Source organism: Acinetobacter sp. GW821-FHT01E09, from assembly GCF_059422385.1.
The window spans coordinates 3,512,427-3,531,336 of sequence record NZ_JBWKWU010000001.1 but is presented as its reverse complement, the minus strand read 5'-3'; the positions used below and the strand labels follow the sequence as shown (position 1 = coordinate 3,531,336).

Annotated in this window: 16 protein-coding genes; 10 read left to right on the top strand and 6 right to left on the bottom strand. The window is 41.0% G+C overall.

Features of this window, described 5'->3' with window-relative positions:
- Positions 1 to 15: 15 nt before the first annotated feature.
- The 7 genes from AC07U8_RS16150 to AC07U8_RS16120 all read left to right on the top strand — a co-directional run bounded on the left by AC07U8_RS16150 (position 16) and on the right by AC07U8_RS16120 (position 7,504).
- Positions 16 to 537 carry a cupin domain-containing protein gene (locus AC07U8_RS16150; protein WP_004717620.1) on the top strand — a complete coding sequence of 174 codons (522 nt, stop codon included), beginning with the start codon at positions 16 to 18 and terminating at the stop codon, positions 535 to 537.
- A 42-nt stretch (positions 538 to 579) separates the two neighbouring features.
- Positions 580 to 1,392, top strand: coding sequence for an alpha/beta fold hydrolase (locus tag AC07U8_RS16145; protein WP_270383505.1), 813 nt, complete (start codon positions 580 to 582; stop codon positions 1,390 to 1,392).
- A 20-nt stretch (positions 1,393 to 1,412) separates the two neighbouring features.
- Positions 1,413 to 2,207, top strand: coding sequence for an SDR family oxidoreductase (locus AC07U8_RS16140; protein ID WP_270383507.1), 795 nt, complete (start codon positions 1,413 to 1,415; stop codon positions 2,205 to 2,207).
- A 9-nt stretch (positions 2,208 to 2,216) separates the two neighbouring features.
- Complete coding sequence (locus AC07U8_RS16135) at positions 2,217 to 3,008, top strand: aspartate dehydrogenase (protein WP_004717614.1); 792 nt, start codon at positions 2,217 to 2,219, stop codon at positions 3,006 to 3,008.
- A gap of 12 nt (positions 3,009 to 3,020) precedes the next feature.
- Positions 3,021 to 4,487 carry an aldehyde dehydrogenase gene (locus tag AC07U8_RS16130; RefSeq protein WP_270383510.1) on the top strand — a complete coding sequence of 489 codons (1,467 nt, stop codon included), beginning with the start codon at positions 3,021 to 3,023 and terminating at the stop codon, positions 4,485 to 4,487.
- A 38-nt stretch (positions 4,488 to 4,525) separates the two neighbouring features.
- Complete coding sequence (locus AC07U8_RS16125) at positions 4,526 to 6,166, top strand: thiamine pyrophosphate-binding protein (RefSeq protein WP_270383513.1); 1,641 nt, start codon at positions 4,526 to 4,528, stop codon at positions 6,164 to 6,166.
- 144 nt (positions 6,167 to 6,310) lie between these two features.
- Positions 6,311 to 7,504 (top strand): hypothetical protein, encoded by a 1,194-nt coding sequence (locus AC07U8_RS16120; protein ID WP_270383516.1) that lies wholly within the window; start codon positions 6,311 to 6,313, stop codon positions 7,502 to 7,504.
- Between the two features lie 201 nt (positions 7,505 to 7,705).
- Here AC07U8_RS16120 and AC07U8_RS16115 read toward each other — a convergent pair whose 3' ends face one another.
- Both AC07U8_RS16115 and AC07U8_RS16110 read right to left on the bottom strand, forming a co-directional pair.
- Positions 7,706 to 8,590, bottom strand: a complete 885-nt coding sequence (locus AC07U8_RS16115) for a dihydrodipicolinate synthase family protein (RefSeq protein WP_270383519.1) — start codon at positions 8,588 to 8,590, stop codon at positions 7,706 to 7,708.
- Positions 8,591 to 8,595: 5 nt separating this feature from the next.
- Complete coding sequence (locus tag AC07U8_RS16110; RefSeq protein WP_004717605.1) at positions 8,596 to 9,378, bottom strand: aldolase; 783 nt, start codon at positions 9,376 to 9,378, stop codon at positions 8,596 to 8,598.
- A gap of 109 nt (positions 9,379 to 9,487) precedes the next feature.
- On the opposite strand from AC07U8_RS16110, the gene pdxR (AC07U8_RS16105) reads away from it, so the two are divergent.
- Complete coding sequence (gene pdxR / locus AC07U8_RS16105; RefSeq protein ID WP_270383523.1) at positions 9,488 to 10,918, top strand: MocR-like pyridoxine biosynthesis transcription factor PdxR; 1,431 nt, start codon at positions 9,488 to 9,490, stop codon at positions 10,916 to 10,918.
- A gap of 101 nt (positions 10,919 to 11,019) precedes the next feature.
- Here pdxR (AC07U8_RS16105) and AC07U8_RS16100 read toward each other — a convergent pair whose 3' ends face one another.
- Positions 11,020 to 11,475 carry a GNAT family N-acetyltransferase gene (locus AC07U8_RS16100; RefSeq protein WP_262086692.1) on the bottom strand — a complete coding sequence of 152 codons (456 nt, stop codon included), beginning with the start codon at positions 11,473 to 11,475 and terminating at the stop codon, positions 11,020 to 11,022.
- 108 nt (positions 11,476 to 11,583) lie between these two features.
- Between AC07U8_RS16100 and pdxR (AC07U8_RS16095) the strand changes: the two genes are divergently transcribed.
- Complete coding sequence (gene pdxR / locus AC07U8_RS16095) at positions 11,584 to 13,062, top strand: MocR-like pyridoxine biosynthesis transcription factor PdxR (RefSeq protein ID WP_270383526.1); 1,479 nt, start codon at positions 11,584 to 11,586, stop codon at positions 13,060 to 13,062.
- Positions 13,063 to 13,208: 146 nt separating this feature from the next.
- Positions 13,209 to 15,536 (top strand): TonB-dependent receptor, encoded by a 2,328-nt coding sequence (locus tag AC07U8_RS16090; protein WP_270383529.1) that lies wholly within the window; start codon positions 13,209 to 13,211, stop codon positions 15,534 to 15,536.
- Between the two features lie 212 nt (positions 15,537 to 15,748).
- On the opposite strand, the gene AC07U8_RS16085 is transcribed toward AC07U8_RS16090, so the two are convergent.
- From AC07U8_RS16085 to AC07U8_RS16075, 3 genes are all read right to left on the bottom strand, one after another.
- A complete protein-coding gene (locus AC07U8_RS16085) occupies positions 15,749 to 16,123 on the bottom strand; it encodes a hypothetical protein (protein ID WP_167321156.1) in 375 nt (124 codons plus the stop codon).
- Positions 16,124 to 16,491: 368 nt separating this feature from the next.
- The gene (locus tag AC07U8_RS16080) at positions 16,492 to 17,700 is read right to left on the bottom strand and encodes an MFS transporter (RefSeq protein WP_270383534.1); all 1,209 of its coding nucleotides are present in this window, start codon (positions 17,698 to 17,700) and stop codon (positions 16,492 to 16,494) included.
- 193 nt (positions 17,701 to 17,893) lie between these two features.
- On the bottom strand, positions 17,894 to 18,481 hold the full coding sequence (locus AC07U8_RS16075; protein ID WP_004823436.1) for a TetR/AcrR family transcriptional regulator: 588 nt from the start codon (positions 18,479 to 18,481) through the stop codon (positions 17,894 to 17,896).
- Between the last annotated feature and the right edge of the window lie 429 nt (positions 18,482 to 18,910).

The window sequence follows — 18,910 nt, the reverse complement described above, 5'->3', positions numbered from 1 at the left end:
TCTAGGAGTTAAAACATGACTACTCAACAATTCGAATCATGGTCACAGCCTGAAGGTACAAGCTTACAAGATTGGTTAAATACCCGTATCGCACGTTTTGAAACACGTAAATATGATTTTGATGCCTTGAAGTTCCAAGCGGACTATGACCCCAAATATCGCCGTGCCCAAATGCGTTATATGGGCACGGGTGCAACAGGTGTAGTCAATGATGGCAACACCGTTCCAGCAGAAAACTTCACTTTTTCAACCATGGTTTTACCTCCGCAGTGCGAAGGGCCTTTGCATATTCATCATGATGTTGAGGAAGTGTTTTTTATGTTGCGTGGTGAGATTGACCTGTTTATCGAACATAACGGTGAGAAATTTCAAACCAAACTTAAAGAGCGAGACCTGATTTCAATTCCACCTGGAATTTACCGTGGCTTGTTTAATCCGGGTCAGGAAGATGCCTTGATGTGTGTGATGTTAGGTGCGGGTAAACCGACTATTCCGAACTATCCACCAGAACATCCATTGTCGCAAATCAAACGTTGATTGAATCGACAAAGCCCAGCTTTACAGCAAAGGAATCCAGCCATGACATTGCTTGATCGATTAGCCAAATATCCAGTCAAAACCATTGTAGTGGATGGTCAAGTACACGCCTATCGTGAGGCGGGTCAAGGCCAGCCGTTGATTTTGCTACATGGGATTAGTTCGGGTTCTGCTTCATGGATCAATCAGCTCGATGTACTGAGTCAGTCTTTTCGTGTGATTGCTTGGGATGCACCGGGTTATGGCTTATCGGAAGGTTTAAATACAGCGCAACCAAATGCAGAAGATTATGCACAACGTTTGTTGGGTTTAATCGATGCTTTGGCAATTCCGCAAGCCATTCTGGTTGGTCATTCCCTTGGGGCTTTACAGGCCAGTGCTTTTGCTCATCTTTATCCTGAACGTGTACAGACTTTGCTGATTGCCAATGTGGCACAAGGTTATCAACGTTCAGATGAGGAAAGCAAAACACAGGTTTATCAAAAACGACCAATGCTGTTGAAAAGCTTAGGTCATGCAGGCATGGCGGCAAGTCGTGGACCGCATTTAATTTACAAACAAGATGCTCAAGCTTTGGCTTTGGTCACAGCGGTGATGCAGGATTTGACCCTAGACGGTTTTACCCATGCATCGTATTTGTTGGCCTATGACGAAATTAGAAATTATTTAACAGATATTCGTGTTCCTTGCGTCGTGATTGCAGGCGATCAGGACCAAATTACACCTGCACAAGGTATCCAAGATCTTGCCGCAGAAATGCAATTGAGCCGATGTCATCTGATTACAGATGCAGGTCATCTGAGTTATGTCGATCAACCACAACAGTTTAACGACATTATTTTATCGGCACGTTAAGAATCAAACGAGAGAAAAATATGAGCTTCCAAGTTGAAGGAAAAGTAGCAGTAGTAACAGGTGGCTCGTCAGGCATTGGTTTGGCTGCTGTCGAAATTTTAGTTGCAGAAGGTGCCAAAGTGGCATGGTGTGGTCGGGATGAACAGCGTCTTGCAGAATCAAAAAATTATATTTTGGAAAAGTATCCTCAAGCCCATATTTTTACTCAAGCCTGCAATGTTTTAGACAAACAAGATGTAAAACGTTTTGCACAACAGGTCAATCAAAATTTAGGCAATGTTGACATGTTGATCAATAACGCAGGTCAAGGACGTGTATCCAATTTTGAAGACACCCAAGATGAAGATTGGATGAAAGAAATTGAATTGAAGTATTTCAGTGTCTTACATCCTGTTCGTGCATTTTTAGATGATTTAAAACAGTCGGCATGTGGATCAATCACCAATGTTAATTCTCTACTGGCCTTGCAACCTGAACCACACATGATCGCGACGTCATCGGCACGCGCCGCTTTGCTGAATTTAACCCATTCCTTAGCACATGAATTTAGCCAATATGGGATTCGGGTGAATTCAATTTTATTGGGCATGGTGGAGTCGGCACAGTGGAAACGCCGATTTGAAACACGTTCAGATAGCCAAGCGTCATGGGAACAGTGGACAGGCAATATTGCAAAAAACCGCGGTATTCCAATGCAACGTCTAGGTAAACCTGAGGAACCTGCACACGCTTTGGTATTCTTGGCATCGCCATTGGCATCCTATACCACGGGTGCAGCCTTGGATGTCTCTGGTGGATTTAACAAACATTTATAAGGTGTGCCCATGAAACAGTTGATGATGATTGGTTTCGGTGCAATGGCAGCAGAAGTGTATGCACATATGCCACAAGATTTACAGCTTAAATGGATTGTGGTGCCTGCACGCAGTGTTGAAAAAGTACAAGCACAAGTATCCGCTCAGGTACAGGTAATTAGTTCGATTGATCAATGCCTTGGCACGCCTGATTATGTGATCGAAGTGGCAGGCCAAGCGGCGGTAAAAGAACATGCCCAAAAGGTGTTAGAGAAAGGATGGACCATTGGTCTGATTTCAGTGGGAACCTTAGCCGATAGCGAATTTTTCTCTCAACTGAAACAGACTGCGGAACAACACGATGCCCATCTACATCTTTTAGCGGGTGCAATTGCGGGGATCGATGGTATTTCTGCGGCAAAAGAAGGTGGTTTGGAAAAGGTCACCTATAAAGGCTGTAAAAGTCCGAAGAGTTGGCGTGGCAGTTATGCTGAACAATTGGTTGATCTCGATCAGGTCAGTGAGGCTATGGTTTTTTTTCGTGGTACAGCCAGAGAAGCAGCACTGAAGTTTCCAGCCAATGCCAATGTTGCAGCGACCATAGCACTCGCAGGTTTAGGCATGGATGAAACCATGGTTGAGCTTACGGTTGATCCAAAAACCAATAAAAACAAGCACACCATTGTGGCAGAAGGCGTGTTTGGTGAAATGACCATTGAATTGGTGGGTGTGCCTTTGGCAAGCAATCCCAAAACCTCAACTTTGGCTGCGCTTAGCGTGATTCGTGCATGTCGCAATAGCGTTGAAGCAATTCAGATTTAAAAGGATTTGATCATGGTAAAGGAAATTTATATCGCAGGTGAATGGCGATTAGGTAAAGGCAATACGATTCAAAGTCTGTTTCCAGCAGATCAATCTGTAAATGCTGAAATTTCTACAGCGAGTTTAGATGATGTCAATGAAGCAATTGAAAAAGCAGATTTGGCATGGCGACAAGCAGGCTGGCGCAATAGCATGCCACATGAACGAGCGCGTATTTTGTATAAAGTGGCAGAGATTATTGAAGCGCGTGTAGATGAGCTTGCAAAATTACAAACCCGTGATAATGGTAAGCCACTGACTGAAACACGTGGTTTAGTGATGAGTGCAGCCGCGACAGCACGCTATGTTGCCGCAGCATGTGAAACGCTGAATGATGAACTCACCACACAACGTGCGGCTGACTTTATGACCATGAGTGTGCATGAACCTGTCGGTGTGGTGGCCGCGATTACACCGTGGAATTCACCGATTGCCAGTGAAGTTCAAAAACTTGCCCCTGCGATTGCTGCTGGAAATGCGGTGATCCTTAAACCGGCAGAGGCAACGTCTTTAATTGCCTTGGAACTCGCCAAAATCTTTGAACAAGCAGGACTGCCAAAAGGCTTACTCAGTGTTTTAGTGGGGCGTGGTTCTGTAATTGGTGATGCCATCGTAAAGCATCCTTTGGTCCGCAAAATTTCATTTACAGGCGGAACCACTACAGGGCGTCATTTGGCTCATCTTGCCGCAGATAAATTGATTACCACCTCATTAGAGCTTGGTGGAAAATCCCCTACGATTGTTATGCCTGATGCAGATATTGAATTGGCTGCTAAAGGTGTGGCTTATGGGATCTTTAGTTCCGCAGGACAAGCCTGTATTGCAGGTTCACGACTCTTCGTGCATCACAGTATTTACGATCAGTTCCTTAAGCGTTTGGTTGAAATTACCAAAGCTTTACGAGTGGGACATCCAGAAACAGCGGGTGTACATTTGGGCTCTTTAATTAATCCAAAGCATTTGGCTTCTGTCGATGCATATGTGCAATTGGCCAAGCAAGAAGGTGGTCAAGTTGTAGTGGGGGGGCAAGCGCTGACGGATGGTGATTTGGCGAAAGGAAGTTATTACTTACCGACCATCATCACGGGCTTAAATAATACTGCACAAACCTGTCAGGAAGAGATTTTTGGTCCAGTCTTGGTGGTGATGAAGTATCACGATGAAGCCGATTTAATCACCCAAGCCAACGACAGTTGTTTTGGGCTTGCAGCAGGAATCTGGACTGAAAATTACCGTAAAGCTTGGCAAATTGCGCGTGCTTTGGAAGTCGGTACAGTCTGGATTAATACCTATAAAAAATTCTCTATTTCGGCACCGTTTGGTGGCTTTAAAGAAAGTGGTATCGGGCGTGAAAAAGGGCGTTTAGGTATTTTGTCTTATATGCAGCAAAAAAGTATTTATATCGGATTAAGCGAACAGCCAAATCCTTGGTGTGAATAATAAATTCATGGAATGAAAAAGTTTTTGAGGAATAAACAATGACAGAACGTGTAAATGTAGGCGAAGCAATCGCGCGTGTTTTAGAAGCACACCAAGTGGAAAGTATCTATGGGGTGATTTCAATTCATAACCTACCAATTGCAGATGCCGTAGGGCGTCGTGAAAAAATTCGTTTTGTGGCAGCGCGTGGCGAAGCAGGTGCAGTCACCATGGCAGATGGTCACTCACGCTTTAAAGGTTTAGGGGTTGCTTTGACCAGTACCGGTGCAGGTGCAGGCAATGCAGTAGGTTCATTGATTGAAGCGATGAATGCTGGGAGTCCTGTGTTGCATTTAACTGGGCAAGTTGAACGTGAATATCTTGATCGTGATGCCAGCTTTATCCATGAAACCAAAGATCAACTGACCTTCTTACGTGCGTCAAGCAAAGCTGCATTTCGTATTACCAGTCCAGACAATGCAGTGGGTGTAATTCGTGAAGCAATTCGTGTTGCAACCACAGTACCGATGGGGCCTGTAAGCGTTGAGCTCCCGATTGATGTGCAAGCTGCAGAAATTGACTTGCCATTGAATTTAGGTCCTGTCAAAGCGCTTGAATTACCGCAGGCTGAGCAAGTTGAAATTGATTTAATTGTTGAAGAAGTTAAAAAAGCCAAACGCCCCATCTTCTGGATTGGTGGTGGCACGTTAAATAGTGTTGATGAAGTGAAAGCTATTGCAGATCTTGGGATTCCTGTGGTTTCTTCGACCCATGCCCGTGGTGTGTTAGCGGATGAGCATCCACGCAGTTTAGGTGCATTCCATAACTCAGCAGGGGTTGAGCAACTGTTAAAACAGGCTGACTTATTGGTGGTAGTGGGCTCGCGTTTACGCAGCAATGAAACCAAAACCTATTCTGTGCAGTTCTCTGATAATCTGATTCAGATTGATGCCAATCCAGTGGCGCAGCAACGTAATTATAAAGTTCGTAACTTCATTTGTGCTGATGCCAAAGATGTATTACAACGTGTGCTCACAGGGCTAAGCGGTATCTCAAAAGTTGATGCAGATTATGATGCATCGGTTGTTGCAGCAAAACAGTCCGCTATTGAGGCACTGCGTACTCAGCTGGATCAATATGCACTGATCTGTGATCACTTACGTGCGGCACTGCCACAAGACGGTATCTTTGTACGTGACATTACCATGTCAGGCAGTACTTGGGGCAGCCGACTATTTCCAGTACAAGCACCGAATCAAAATATTCACTCACTTGCAGGGGCAATTGGTCTTGGTTTAGCCACGGCAATTGGCGCTTCTATTGCCAATCCAGATAAAAAAGTGATTGGTCTCGTGGGCGATGGTGGTTTGATGCTCGGTATCGGTGAGATTGCCACCATGGCACAAGAAAATACCAACATGGTGCTGATGATCATGAACGATGGCGGTTATGGCGTAATGCGTGGTATTCAAAAGAATTACTTTGGTGGGCGTCAATATTTCAACGAATTGCATACCCCAGATTATAAAGTCTTAGGGGAAGCAATGGGAGTGAAAAGCTGGAAAGTGGGCAGTGCAGATGAGTTTAAAAGCGTGATTCAACAAGCAGTCGATTTTCAAGGGCCAAGTGTGATCGAATTGGATATGAATTCGATTGGACCACTGAACTTTGCAGGACCGCCGCAGAAAAAACTCTATTAAATCCAGTTGAACATTCGATGTTGGCATCGGATGTTCAGTAAATTCACCAGCAAATTTTTTTGCTCAAAATACAATAAAAACTATGTTTTATAGGTAAAACAAAAGTCCAACAGGATCGTTGGAACACAAGGGAAGGACGCAATTATGAAAAAGACAGCTATCGCGATGCTACTTGCAGCAATGTATTTGGGTACCACATCCAATGTTTTGGCGCAAAGCTCAGCATTAGAATGGAAAAGTGAAGATGAGACGGACTCTATAAAATTGGGTGGTGTGGTGCGATTAAACCAACGCTATGAAAATTGGGAAGGACCTAATGATGGCTTTGGCAAACTCTATTTTGATATTTTTAGAGTCGATGTCAAAGGTAAATTTGACGATGCCTATTTTAATGCAAGCTACTTGTTTCAAGACCAAGAGAAACGCTCGATCGAAAAAGCCTACGTGGGCTACAATTTAGATCAACAGAATAGTCTAGAAGCCGGCTTTGTATATAAACCTTTTGCGATTTATCCTTATCCGCAAAATGGTTGGACTTACCATATCCCATTCTTTTTGGGCTATGGCAATAACATTGCGCCAGGTTTGAACTGGAATTTTCATAATCAGGACTGGGATGTAAAACTGGGCTATTACCCTGAAATGCTGGCAACCAATCTGCGCTATTCGCCGGAAAGTGCCACTTATGATGACCTAGCCGACAATGCATTTCCAAGTCAAAAAGCCTATCAAAATGAAAAGCGCCATCAATTCAATACGCGGATTGTGCGCAAGTTAGACACCAAGGTAGGTAAGCAGGAAGTCGGGGTATCGGGGGCAATTGCGCAATTGCATAATAAAACCACCGATAAAAATGGCCAGTATTATGCAGTAGGGGTGCATAGCGATAACAATTACAAACGCTTTAATTTACAAAGCTCTGTGATTCATTATCAATATGATGCAAAGAACCCTGACGGGGTCAATAATGATATGACTTTAATGGGGAATAATGGATTTACCCCTGCTTATTTTATTGCCTCTGAAGCGACAGTTGCCAGTTTAAATCTTGCCTATACCTTACCTATGCAAAATATGGGCAAACTCAAAGCGATCCGTTTCTACAATGATTATAGTTATATGGATAAGAAACGTGATGATTGGTCGGATTCTCAAATGAATACCACTGGGATGATGTTTATTGCGTCACCCTTTATGGTGTGGGCAGATTATACTTGGGGGAAAAATGCCAATATTATTGGTGGTGCAATGAATTCAACCGGTTTTAGCTCGACCGTTTCACCCTATAGTGACCAATGGTTGTATCGGATCAATTTAAACCTTGGATTTAGTTTTTAGAAAGCTGATTTGGAAATTGATTTGTTTGTTATGCCGATATTTGCTATGGCAATAACTGCTTTGTTGCACTTAGATTTAAACACCGCTGGATGATATTTACTTATCATTTGAGTATCTGTCAAAGCAGCGGATGGCGGTGTATGCAACAAAGCATGTTTATCGGATCAATTTTATAACTTCACAAGCGCATACGACGATGGTTTACGCTTGTTTTGCTAAGGCCATTAACGACTTTAATTGCTGAACTTCCAGTGGGGTAGCATGTTGTAACGGTTTTCTTGGTTCACCTACAGAAAAACCTAATTCATTTAAACCTGCTTTGACTGTTTTCGGTAAGCCACCTTGTACAATAAAGCGCAGCAAAGGCAATTGACGATAAAACAAGGCTTTGGCGTGGTTTAAATCACCATCTTTGACTGCCTGATATAACTGACTTGGTAGCTCACCGAGTAGATTTGGCGCCACAGTACACCAACCACTTGCCCCTGCACAAAATGCTTCAAGCGCCAAAGGATTACAGCCATTATAAAAGGGCAACTGTCCTTGAGATAATTCATGAAATTTATGCATGCGCTGAATATCACCCGTACTGTCTTTAACCATGCAAATATTCTCAATTTCTTGAAACATTTTCACGATCAATTCTGGTGACATATCTACACCGCTGGTTGCAGGGTTGTTATAGACCATGATCGGCAGTTTGGTCGATGTAGCAATTTGCTGATAATAATCATAAATTTCTTGATCATTGAGTTTCCAGTAAGACACTGGGATCACCATAATTAGATCAGCGCCAAGCTCCTCGGCTTTTTGGGCTTTTTGAATTGCCATCGCCGTTGTGAGTTCAGAAATTCCCAACATGACCGGGACACGTTGATTAACGACTTCGATACTTTTTTGTGCGACTTGTTGCCATTCTTGCCAAGATAAATAAGCACTTTCACCAGCACTGCCCAATGGCACAATCGCATTACATTGTTGTTCTAGCAGAGCATTTAATGTGATGGTCAGCGCATCAACATCGACAGCTTGTGTGTCTGGGTGAAAAGGTGTGATTGGGTATGCAATAATGCCTTCTAATTTCATTTTCATTACTCCTCGATACAGTCCGCATGATTTTTTAAAGCTTTACGCGCATAGTAGGCAAAATTGACATTATTACGCTTGTTGGTAGAGACCCAGTCATGAGCTTCTTTTGCCAGTTCATGTGGGATAGGTTGAATTTGTCCAGCAGCCATTGCCAAAAGCTGAAGTCGGGCAGCGCGTTCAATTAAAATGGCTAAGTTGCAAGCCTCTTCAATGGTTTTACCTGCCACCAGCTGACCATGATGTGACAGCAGTACTGCGCGGTTTTTACCTAAGGCTTCTGAAATAAAAATACCTTCTTCATTGCCGACTGGGACTCCTGGCCACTCTTCCACAAAAGAACAGTCTTCATATAAAGCGCAGGTATCCATTTGTGCGATCGCTAAGGGCACACGGAGCATCGACAATGCTGCAATATGTGTTGGATGGGTATGGATAATGCAATTCACTTCAGGATGTTGTTTATAAATCCATGTATGAAAGCGATTTGCAGGATTTGCCATGCCTTGTTGATCAAGTGGCTTTAGATCTTCATCAACTTCCAATAAGTTTTGCGCGGTAATTTCATCAAAGCCGAGACCAAAACGCTGGGTGATAAAGCTATTGCCTTGCGTGGTACGACAAGTGATTTGTCCCGCTAAGCCAGCATCATGGCCGTGGTCAAATAAAATACGGCAGGTTAATGCCAACTTTTGTCGATCTGTGTAGTTTGAATCTTGAATAAATTGCTGCATATTTTGCTGCGCATTTTGCATCAATTGCTGTTTATCGAGTTGTGCCGTTTGCATAAATAAAACCTCTCGCTGAGTTGATTTTCACATCGCCTAAGTACAGAATAAAAATTCTGTGGATGGATTAAAATATCCAGTTTCTAAAACTTATATGGGCCAGAGAGTTATGCGTCAGCCTTGGAAAATTCGGTTACATTTAGAAGATCGTGAAGAAAAGACCCTTTTTTTAAAGTTGGCAAATCAGATTATTCAAGAGATTTTATCTGGCAGAATTACTCAGGCAACACGCTTGCCAGGTTCACGTACACTGGCGGATGAACTCGGGATTAACCGAAAAACTGTACAATCGGTATATGAAGATTTGGAGGCACAGGGTTGGCTGGTTTCAAAAGCTAGGCAAGGCACCTTTGTCTCTGAGAATTTACCGGATTTAAAAGCGCAGTCATCGCCTACACTTGATCAACCTAATTCCACACCCGTTTTACCAACTCAGGTCCTGATCAAAAATGATGGTGTGCCAGATAATCGGCTGATCCCGTATGAATTGTTTTCACGGGCTTATCGGCATGCATTGATTCAAGTAACACGCCATCAAACCATGGGATATGGAGATCCGCAGGGCAGTTTAGAACTTCGTCAAGCCTTATTAAAGATGTTGTCTATGGAGCGTTTTATACAGACCTCTATGGAAAACATTTGTGTGGTTCGAGGCAGTCAAATGGGGATTTTTCTAGCTGCGCGGGTTCTGGCTCAACATCAGTCTCAGCGTCATATTATTGTGGTAGAGCAATGGGCTTACCCACCTGCAGTGGAAACATTTCTGTCTAATCATTATCAAATTATTCGCGTGCGTTTGGATAAGCATGGTCTAGATACCAATCATTTAACTGAAATTTTGTCCAGCCATGCTGTTGCTGCGGTTTACACCACACCTCATCATCAATATCCAACGACAGTGACGATGTCTATGGATCGAAGATTAAAGCTGTTAGAGCTGTCTAAAGCCTTTGATTTTTATATTATTGAAGATGATTATGACCATGAATTCCATTATGACAGTCGCCCCATTCCACCGTTAATCAGCTTACCAGCAGCAGACAAAGTAATTCATATCGGCTCTTTGTCTAAAGTGTTTGCGCCCAGTTTAAGAATTGGTTATGTGGTGACCAATGTACAGATTATTCAGGCGATGAAACAAGACATTTTGCTGATCGATAAACAGGGCAATGCGATTACTGAATTGGCAATGGCTGAGCTGATGCAGCAGGGGGAAATTAAGCGGCATATCCGTAAAATGCGTAAGATTTATCAGCAACGTAGAGATTTTGCTGTGAGGGCTTTTCAGCAAACTTTTGAGAACTGGGTTGAAATAGCCCCACCTGCAGGCGGCATGGCGTTGTGGGTAAAGTTTAAATTGCCTTTTCAACAGCAGTTTTTAACGGTTTTAAAACAATTACATATTGATTCTGAATATGATTTTGGTTCGGAATGGCATCATTCTGATCACAGTTTCTATATTCGTTTTGGTTTTGCAGCCCTGACCGAATTGGAAATCCGTCAAACTGTTGAAAAGTTATACCAGGTTTTTGTGAGCTGATGATGCTTAAGAGACTTAGAAATTACCTTGAGTCTTGCTGCACTGATTTTAGAACGGTTTAAGCAAAAACCAGAAGCATTGTGTTTCTGGTTTTTTATGAATTAATTTAAAGCCATACGATATTCAATGACCCCTGGTTTTTCAGCAATCCAGTCATAGAGTTTTTGTGCAGTTTGATTGCTTTGTTGCGTGTGCCAATACAAGCGCGCACAGGGTTGAACAATCGCTTGCTGTTGTACATATTCAATCAGGCGCTTGCCTACATGTTGACCTCTTGCCTGTGGAGAAACATATAAGTCTTCAAGATAGCAAAAGTTGGTCTCGGCCCATGTCGAGCGATGGATCACATAATGTACAAAGCCGAGAACATGCTCAGCTTGTTTAGCAACAGCACAATATATCGGTTCTTGATCATCAAAAAAACGTTGCCAAGTGGTTTGCGTAACTGTATTGGATAAAGCCACTTGGTAAAAGTCTTGATAAGCCAGCCAATACTCCACCCATTGTTTATAGTCTTGTTGTGCAACAGGCACAATTTGAACCACTAAATTTTCCACAGGTATTCTCCAGTCGTCGGGAAAGAAAGAGGAGAAATGAGTTTAAGTGTGATTGTGGTATTCAAATAAGATACACTTTGAGTATTTTTAACAGTACCAGTTTTACTTATGGCGACAGCAGCATCGGCTTATTTCCCCCATTTGATCTTGCCTAAAGGGGTGATTAAAGAGGGTTTATATAGCGTTTTACGTGATGCAATTTTGGATGGTCGTCTGGCTTCTGGAACCAAACTGCCTTCTAGTCGTGTCTTGGCGGAAATGATGTCGATTTCTAGAAATTCAGTCTTGGCTGCAATGGATCGTTTACTGGATGAAGGCTATGTTGTGACCAAGCCAAGCTCTGGTACATATGTCGCTGAGCTGATTCCTGACCAATTAATTTCTATACCAGAGATAGCGACAAAATCTGCATCTGACATCTGTCACAAGCTAAATATTAATCCGCATATCGCAAATTTATTACCTGCTTGGCAGAAACAAAATGTATCTGGGCAGGGTGAAAAAATATTTCATGTCGGCGTTGGCTGTACCGATTTATTTCCCCATTCACTTTGGGGGAAATTATTGGGACGTGCTTGGCGGCAGTCTCATCAGCAATTGGGTCAGTTTCATGATTGTCGTGGCTATTTGCCTTTACGTCAGGCTATTTGTGATTATGTTCGTTCTACGCGGGGGCTAAAATGCGATGTACAACAAATTTTGATTGTAAATGGTACCCAACAAGCGATTCATCTTGTAGCTTATGCATTATTACAACCTTTGGATCAGATCTGTTTAGATGAGCCCGGCTATGATGCCGCTTTAAATATTTTTCGGAGTTTTGGCATTCAAGTTCATCCTGTATCAAGTGATCACGAAGGGATGAAAATTGCTGAGATTATTCAGCATTATTCCGAAAGTAAATTCATCTATACCGCACCCTCTCATCAGTTCCCTTTAGGTGGAACACTCAGTTTAAGTCGACGATTGGCCCTATTGGAATGGGCCGCAAGTCAGCAAAAATGGATTTTTGAAGATGATTATAATAGTGAGTTTAGATATGGAACGCATCCAATTCAAGCCTTACAGGGCTTAGACCAACAGCAAAGAGTAATCTATTCAGGTACTTTTTCTAAAATGATGTTTCCTGAGTTTCGACTTGGATTTATGGTGGTTCCAGAATCGCTGATAGAAACATTGAGTCTGGCAAAATATTATACCGATACGCGGAGTGCTTATTTAGAACAAGCGGCTTTGGCTTTGTTTATCAAAGAGGGGCATTATGCACGCCATGTCCGTAAAGTGCGTAAAGCTTGCCAAGAACGTCAACAGGCATTAATTGCTGCGATTCAACAGTTTCTTGCAGATGTATTGACTGTTCAGCCAACCGACTCAGGGATTCATGTGATTTGTTGGCTAAAAGCCCCATGGACTGAGCAAAGCTTTATTGATCAGTGTCTTGCTATTAATCTGGCTGTTCAGCCTTTATCTCGCTACTGTCAACAGCCTTATGAAAAAGCAGCAGTATTGTTTGGCTATGCAGCGCATACTCCAGATGAGATTAGCATGAATATTCAGAAGCTGGCGCAACAGATCAAGCACACCTAATACGGCTTCCTTTTTCATCTTCTATATTTCTTTATTTCCGATATAAATCACTAGCTGGTCTAGCTGTATAAGCATTGATGATAATTGTTGTACATCTGTTTATGTAATGTTATAACATAACAATAAATTACAATCCGGAATCCATGATGCGTCACCATACTTTAGCAATCGCTATTTCTTTACCGGTCTTTCCTGCATATGCGATTGAAAATAAACAACTGACTGTACTTCCAGTGATTCGAGTCAATGCTGAAAATGATCCATTTATCAATCAAAGTATCGTTGTAGAAAATAGAAATGCAGACAATAAAACTTTAGGTGATGCTTTAAAGCATCTTTCAGGAGTACAAAGTAGCGCTTTTGGTCCCAATTCAGGTGCGCCTGTGATTCGCAGTTTGAGTGGAAACCGGGTGCAGATTTTGGAAAATGGTCAGTCTATTTATGGGATGAATAGTATCAGTGGCAATATTAATATCCCTTTTGATCCTTTATTCACTCAATCTGTTACCGTCAATAAATCTTCAGACAGTGTACGTTATGGTGGTAATGCCATTGGCGGAAGTGTGAATATTGATTCTGGTCTAATCGATACAGCGATGCCGAATAAAAGTTCTCAATTAGAGCTTGTAGCGAAAAAGGGCTGGAATGATTTTGATGCCAAAGGCTTTAAACTCAATCTCAATAACCAAAGTAATTTTTCTACCAATGTATTGTTTTCTAGCCAAGATATGTCAGCTTATAAAATTCCGGGAGAGGGTAAAGCGAGCATATGTAATACTGGTGTATTTCCAGCGACGGGTGGGGTAAATACAGCATTGGCAGATGCTTGCCAAAAAGAAGCACGCATTCAAAAAAATTATAATACTGCATCACAGCCTTATATTGACCAATTTATGACGGAAAATCCTGATTGGGCAGATGGTTCATTTTCCTTCTATACAGATAAACCTACCTCAGTTTGGAGTGGAAAAACCTATACCAATCCGATAAACCCTAAATATGTGCCCAATACCCAGCAATATACTGAAAATAAAATTAATAAAGATGTCACACCCAACTATAAAAACAAGCTGGGCAATAGCTATTTAGACAATCAGCACTTTGCGATTGGAAGTACTTATTTTCTCAACAATGGACGTATTGGGCTCAGTGCTGATTCAAAAAAAAGTGAATATGGGGTACCTGGATTTTCTCTTGAAAATAAATCTTTTCAATCTACCAGTGACAGCATACCAGTCGGGGTGAAAACAGATCAGCGAAGATATGCCTTAGACAGCGAGTTTAATTTTAGCCCGTTGTTATTGAAACAAATACAATTTGATGTGAGTAAGAGTGTCAATACATCAGGGGAATATTTAGGATCAAAAATGGCCAATAACTATAAATTTGATACCCAACAGGCTGAATTATTACTGAAGCATAGACCTGTTGAATTTTGGAATGGTTTTATTGGCTTTAATCAGATTGATCGTAAAGTGGTAGGACATGGAAATTTACGTTATTTACCGAATATCAATACGCAAACACAAGCCGTGTTTATCAAGGAAAAATTAGACTTTGATTGGCTAGAACTCGATGCTGGTTATCGTAACGAAAAGGTTGAACATAAAATTCAAAAAAGTGATTTTGTACCATCCAGAAATTCACCGAATACAAAACTCACCGATACAAAATTTAATCTTGAAAGCTACAGTTTCGGTTCATACCTAAAATATAATGATCTATTGGGTTTAAAGTTGCGTTATTCAGTGTCAGATAGAGCGCCTGAAATTAATGAACTTTATGCCAGCAATCCACATTATTCAATTATGTTACAAGAAGAAGGCAATCAAAAACTCAAAGAAGAAAGGTCCAAAAATCTTGAGTTAACAGGCCTGTTCAATTATAAAAATTTTAATTTTGAAGCGACTGTATATAAGATGAAATATGACAAGTATTTGTATTTGACCCATTCAGGGGCACAAATGCGTAATCGCTTGCCGCTTAAATATTGGACCCAGACAGATGCTGAAATCACTGGATTTGAAATTGATTTAAAACAAAAGTTTGAACTCAATCAGTATGGCAATCTTTTGATCTCTGCTTTTGCTGACTTGGTGAAAAATAAAAACCTCAATCCAAACAAAACCAGTTTGGCAAATGATGGAAATTACTTACCCAATATGCCAACGAACCGTTATGGGCTAAATCTTGAATGGAATAAGAATGATTGGTCAGCACGCTTATCCAATATTTACTATGATCAAGCTCAGTATTTAGGCAAAAATGTGTCTAAAGAAATTCCATTGCCGTCTTATAACTTGTTGGATCTACAAATTCAGAAACACTTCAAATTACAAAATGCCAATTTTGATGTTTTTCTCAATGGGTCTAATTTGTTAAATGAAGATGCACGACCACAGAACTCGCCATTAAAATACATTGCACCACTTCCTGGGCGTGGGGTACAGCTGGGTATAAGTATGAAAATTTAATCGCTTAACTTTTGTTGACTAAGTCTTATATGCTGGATCTTAACTTAAGATTTATTATCGGGGTCAATAAGTTGCTGTTGTCGAGAAGACTTCAAGCAACTTATTGGCCCCTTTATTTTGATAGATTGAGAGTAACAAATTGATGTCATTAAATTAAAAAATAGTCTATTCGATTCAATCATTACAGCTTGATTTATTGCTGCACCAATTCCTTAACATGCGATGGCTGCTTCACGTTCAAAAATAGATTCAACACTTTCAAATGCCAAATGACAAGCTTGGTTTTGATATTGTCGAGCATAACTGTTTACTGCACTTTCAAGCACTTGTAAAAAATCATTATAATTCTGTTCAAAGTCTAATAAGTCGAGTAAGTCTGATTTTTTGCTGTTATGGCAGTTATATTTTTGAATAAAATCAAGCATTAATTTTTGAATAGGCGCATGGGTAAAATAAATTAAATAAGTTGCTGCCGAACCACAATGCAAACAACCTTGTTCAAGATAAATTTCTTCACTGTTTAACCAGCAGCATTGTAAGGTAAAAAATGCTCGAATCGCTTCAGTCGCTAGAGTAGGCTGTTCCAAAGTGTTCACCAATTTTTCAGATAATGAAATTGATAATCATTATCAATTAAATTTTGCAAAAAGTCTATGTGATAATCGGTAAATTTTTTAAGTGTTGCTGTGAAATAACGGTACAAATTGATGTTTTGTATATTGTTCGCTTCTATATTTTAAAGGTTTTATATTTGCGCGTATTTGCCTTGTTTGGAAAAAATCATGGAGGTTATTTTGGTGTCTTCAGTGTCTACATTGTGGTTGATTGCGTTCATTATGAGCACGCTTCAGCTATCGTTTAAGAGACGGATCAAACAGCCCAGTCAACGATGATAGCGCTGTTTGATCCAATAGCTGTTGTCATCGAAGCATGGTGTTAAATGACAGCTTTAAATTTATTTGCTGCCCAAACGATGTCCTGCTTTAAAACCATTTTCATGCGCTAAAAATACAATAGATAAACCCAATAATGATAAAGCGATGATACAAACAAAAAATGAGTCTATGCCTACATTTTGTAGCAGGATGCCGCCTAAAATACCGCCCCCTGCAACCGCAAGATTAAACACCGTCACCAGCATGGATTGGGCAATATCTACATTTTCACCTGCGACATCTGCCAACGCAGTTTGTAGTAGGGTTGGTGCACCACCAAAAGTCATTCCCCAAAGTACGATACCTAGCATCACAAGCCAGATGTGATGACTACTCAAGCCCATGAAAAGGGCAGCGATGGCAAAGCCTGTTAAACTGATCAGGGTTAATTTGCGTAATGATCTATCGATCCAAATACCTGTAATCCAAATGCCGAATATTGAAGAAAGGCCAAAAATAAGAAGAATAAGATCAATATGCTCACTCAGCTGTACAGCAGCCAAATAAGGCGAAATAAAGGTATAAAGTATGTTGTGTGCCAAAATCCAAACAAAAATAACCGCTAAAATTGCGCCTATACCGGGGTGTACCAAGACGTTGAGAATAGATTGTTGTTTGCTTGCTGGTTGTCCTGCCAAATGAGGAAGGCTTATTTTTATCCAGATGATCAGGATTAAAGCAAGTCCTGAAATCATCCAGAAAACCCCACGCCAGCCAAACAGATTGCCCAACCCAATAGCTAAAGGCACACCCAGACATAATGCGATGGGTTGACCCACTCCAACGATTGCCATCGCTCTGCCTTGTAGATGGGCAGGAACCAGACTTCGAGCATAACCTGCCAAGATACCCCAGATAATTCCAGCAGACATTCCTGCAATAAATCGTGAAATCAGGATGATGATATAGCTGGAAGATAGCGCTGTTAGACTATTGAAGACAAACAAGCCTGTGATTGCCAATAACAATAAAGGTTTTCTTGACCAACTCCGTGTTGCAGCAACCACAGGGATCGCTGCAATGACCGATCCTAGGGCATAAACTGAAATCATTTGTCCTGCTAAAGCTTCAGACACCTCTAAGTCATGACTGATCAATGCCAATAAGCCCGCTGGTATGATTTCCGTCATAATGGTAATAAAACCTGCAACCGTAAATGCCAATAATTTCCAAATTGGTAAGCTGAGTGTAGATCGGTTCTGCTCTGATCTGTTGTTGAACTGATTCATGCGCTAAACCTCTGTGTATGATTGACAGAAAGGTCATCTCGTTTAAGGAATATAGGCATCCCAAAATTTTCAAGATTAATATTCATTGTTTACTCCATGTTGTATTTATATTGGAATGATCGTTCCATTTTAAGGTAAATAAAACCCTCAGCATTGCAAACTACCCAGTCGGCTAAGGGGGTGAAACTAAAAATTAATACAAGGTATTTAGTGCGACTTCAGCAACATTCTCTAGATATTGCTGACGATTTTCTGCGCTACAGCCTTTGCTCAAAACGCGAATGCCTTGAATGGTATTCACGAAAAAAAGTGCTAAGGCTTGTGGAGAACTGTGTAGGGTGATTTCACCAGATTGCTTTCCTCTGATCATGAGCTGTTCCAGTGCGAGCTGTAATCGTTCAAAGTTGTACGTGACAGATTCTGCAGTCTTTTGATCGTGTCCTGCTAACTCCAAACAGGCATTGGCCATTAGGCAACCGCGATGTTGCGGATCATTTAATTCATCTTCAATGATACGAGATAGTAATTGTTGGATGATACTTTTGACTGATCCATCACTGGATAATAAATCAATATTTGATTTACTGATCAGGCGTTGATAGCGAGATAAGGCCTGTTGGTAGAGTTGCTCTTTATTTTTAAAGGAACTATATAAACTGCTGCGTGAGAGTCCAGTTTCCTCAACCAAATCTTGAATTGATGTCGCTGCAAATCCTTTACGCCAGAAAACTTGCATAACCGCATTTTCAACTTCTTCAGGATCAAACTCTTTCGTACGCATAATATTAATTTATACTGGAACAATCGTTCCTAATACTTTATACAAACAATCAATGGCTGTCTAATGATAATTCAACAGTATGGGGAGATTTGAGTTTGCTTTATTGAAATAAGCCAAGATATAAGTCAACCTGTCAAAAAAGCTCAGACACAAGAATATAATTTCTTTTAATGAATATTTTTAATTAAATCAATTGCATGAGAAAATAAATTATTTAATTATAAAAAGCTTGCAATGCCACACCTTACATTCAAAGTTTAAATAGCTTTGTGTAGGCGATGCCTCACTTTTCAGAGATGAAAAGTGACAAAAATCTTCTATTGGGCGAGGGGTACGTCCTGTACCCCCGCCCAACGGCGACATCCATGTCGCCTCACGGTAGAATCACCATCTATAATTCAAAAGTAAAAAAAATGAATTGATAACCAA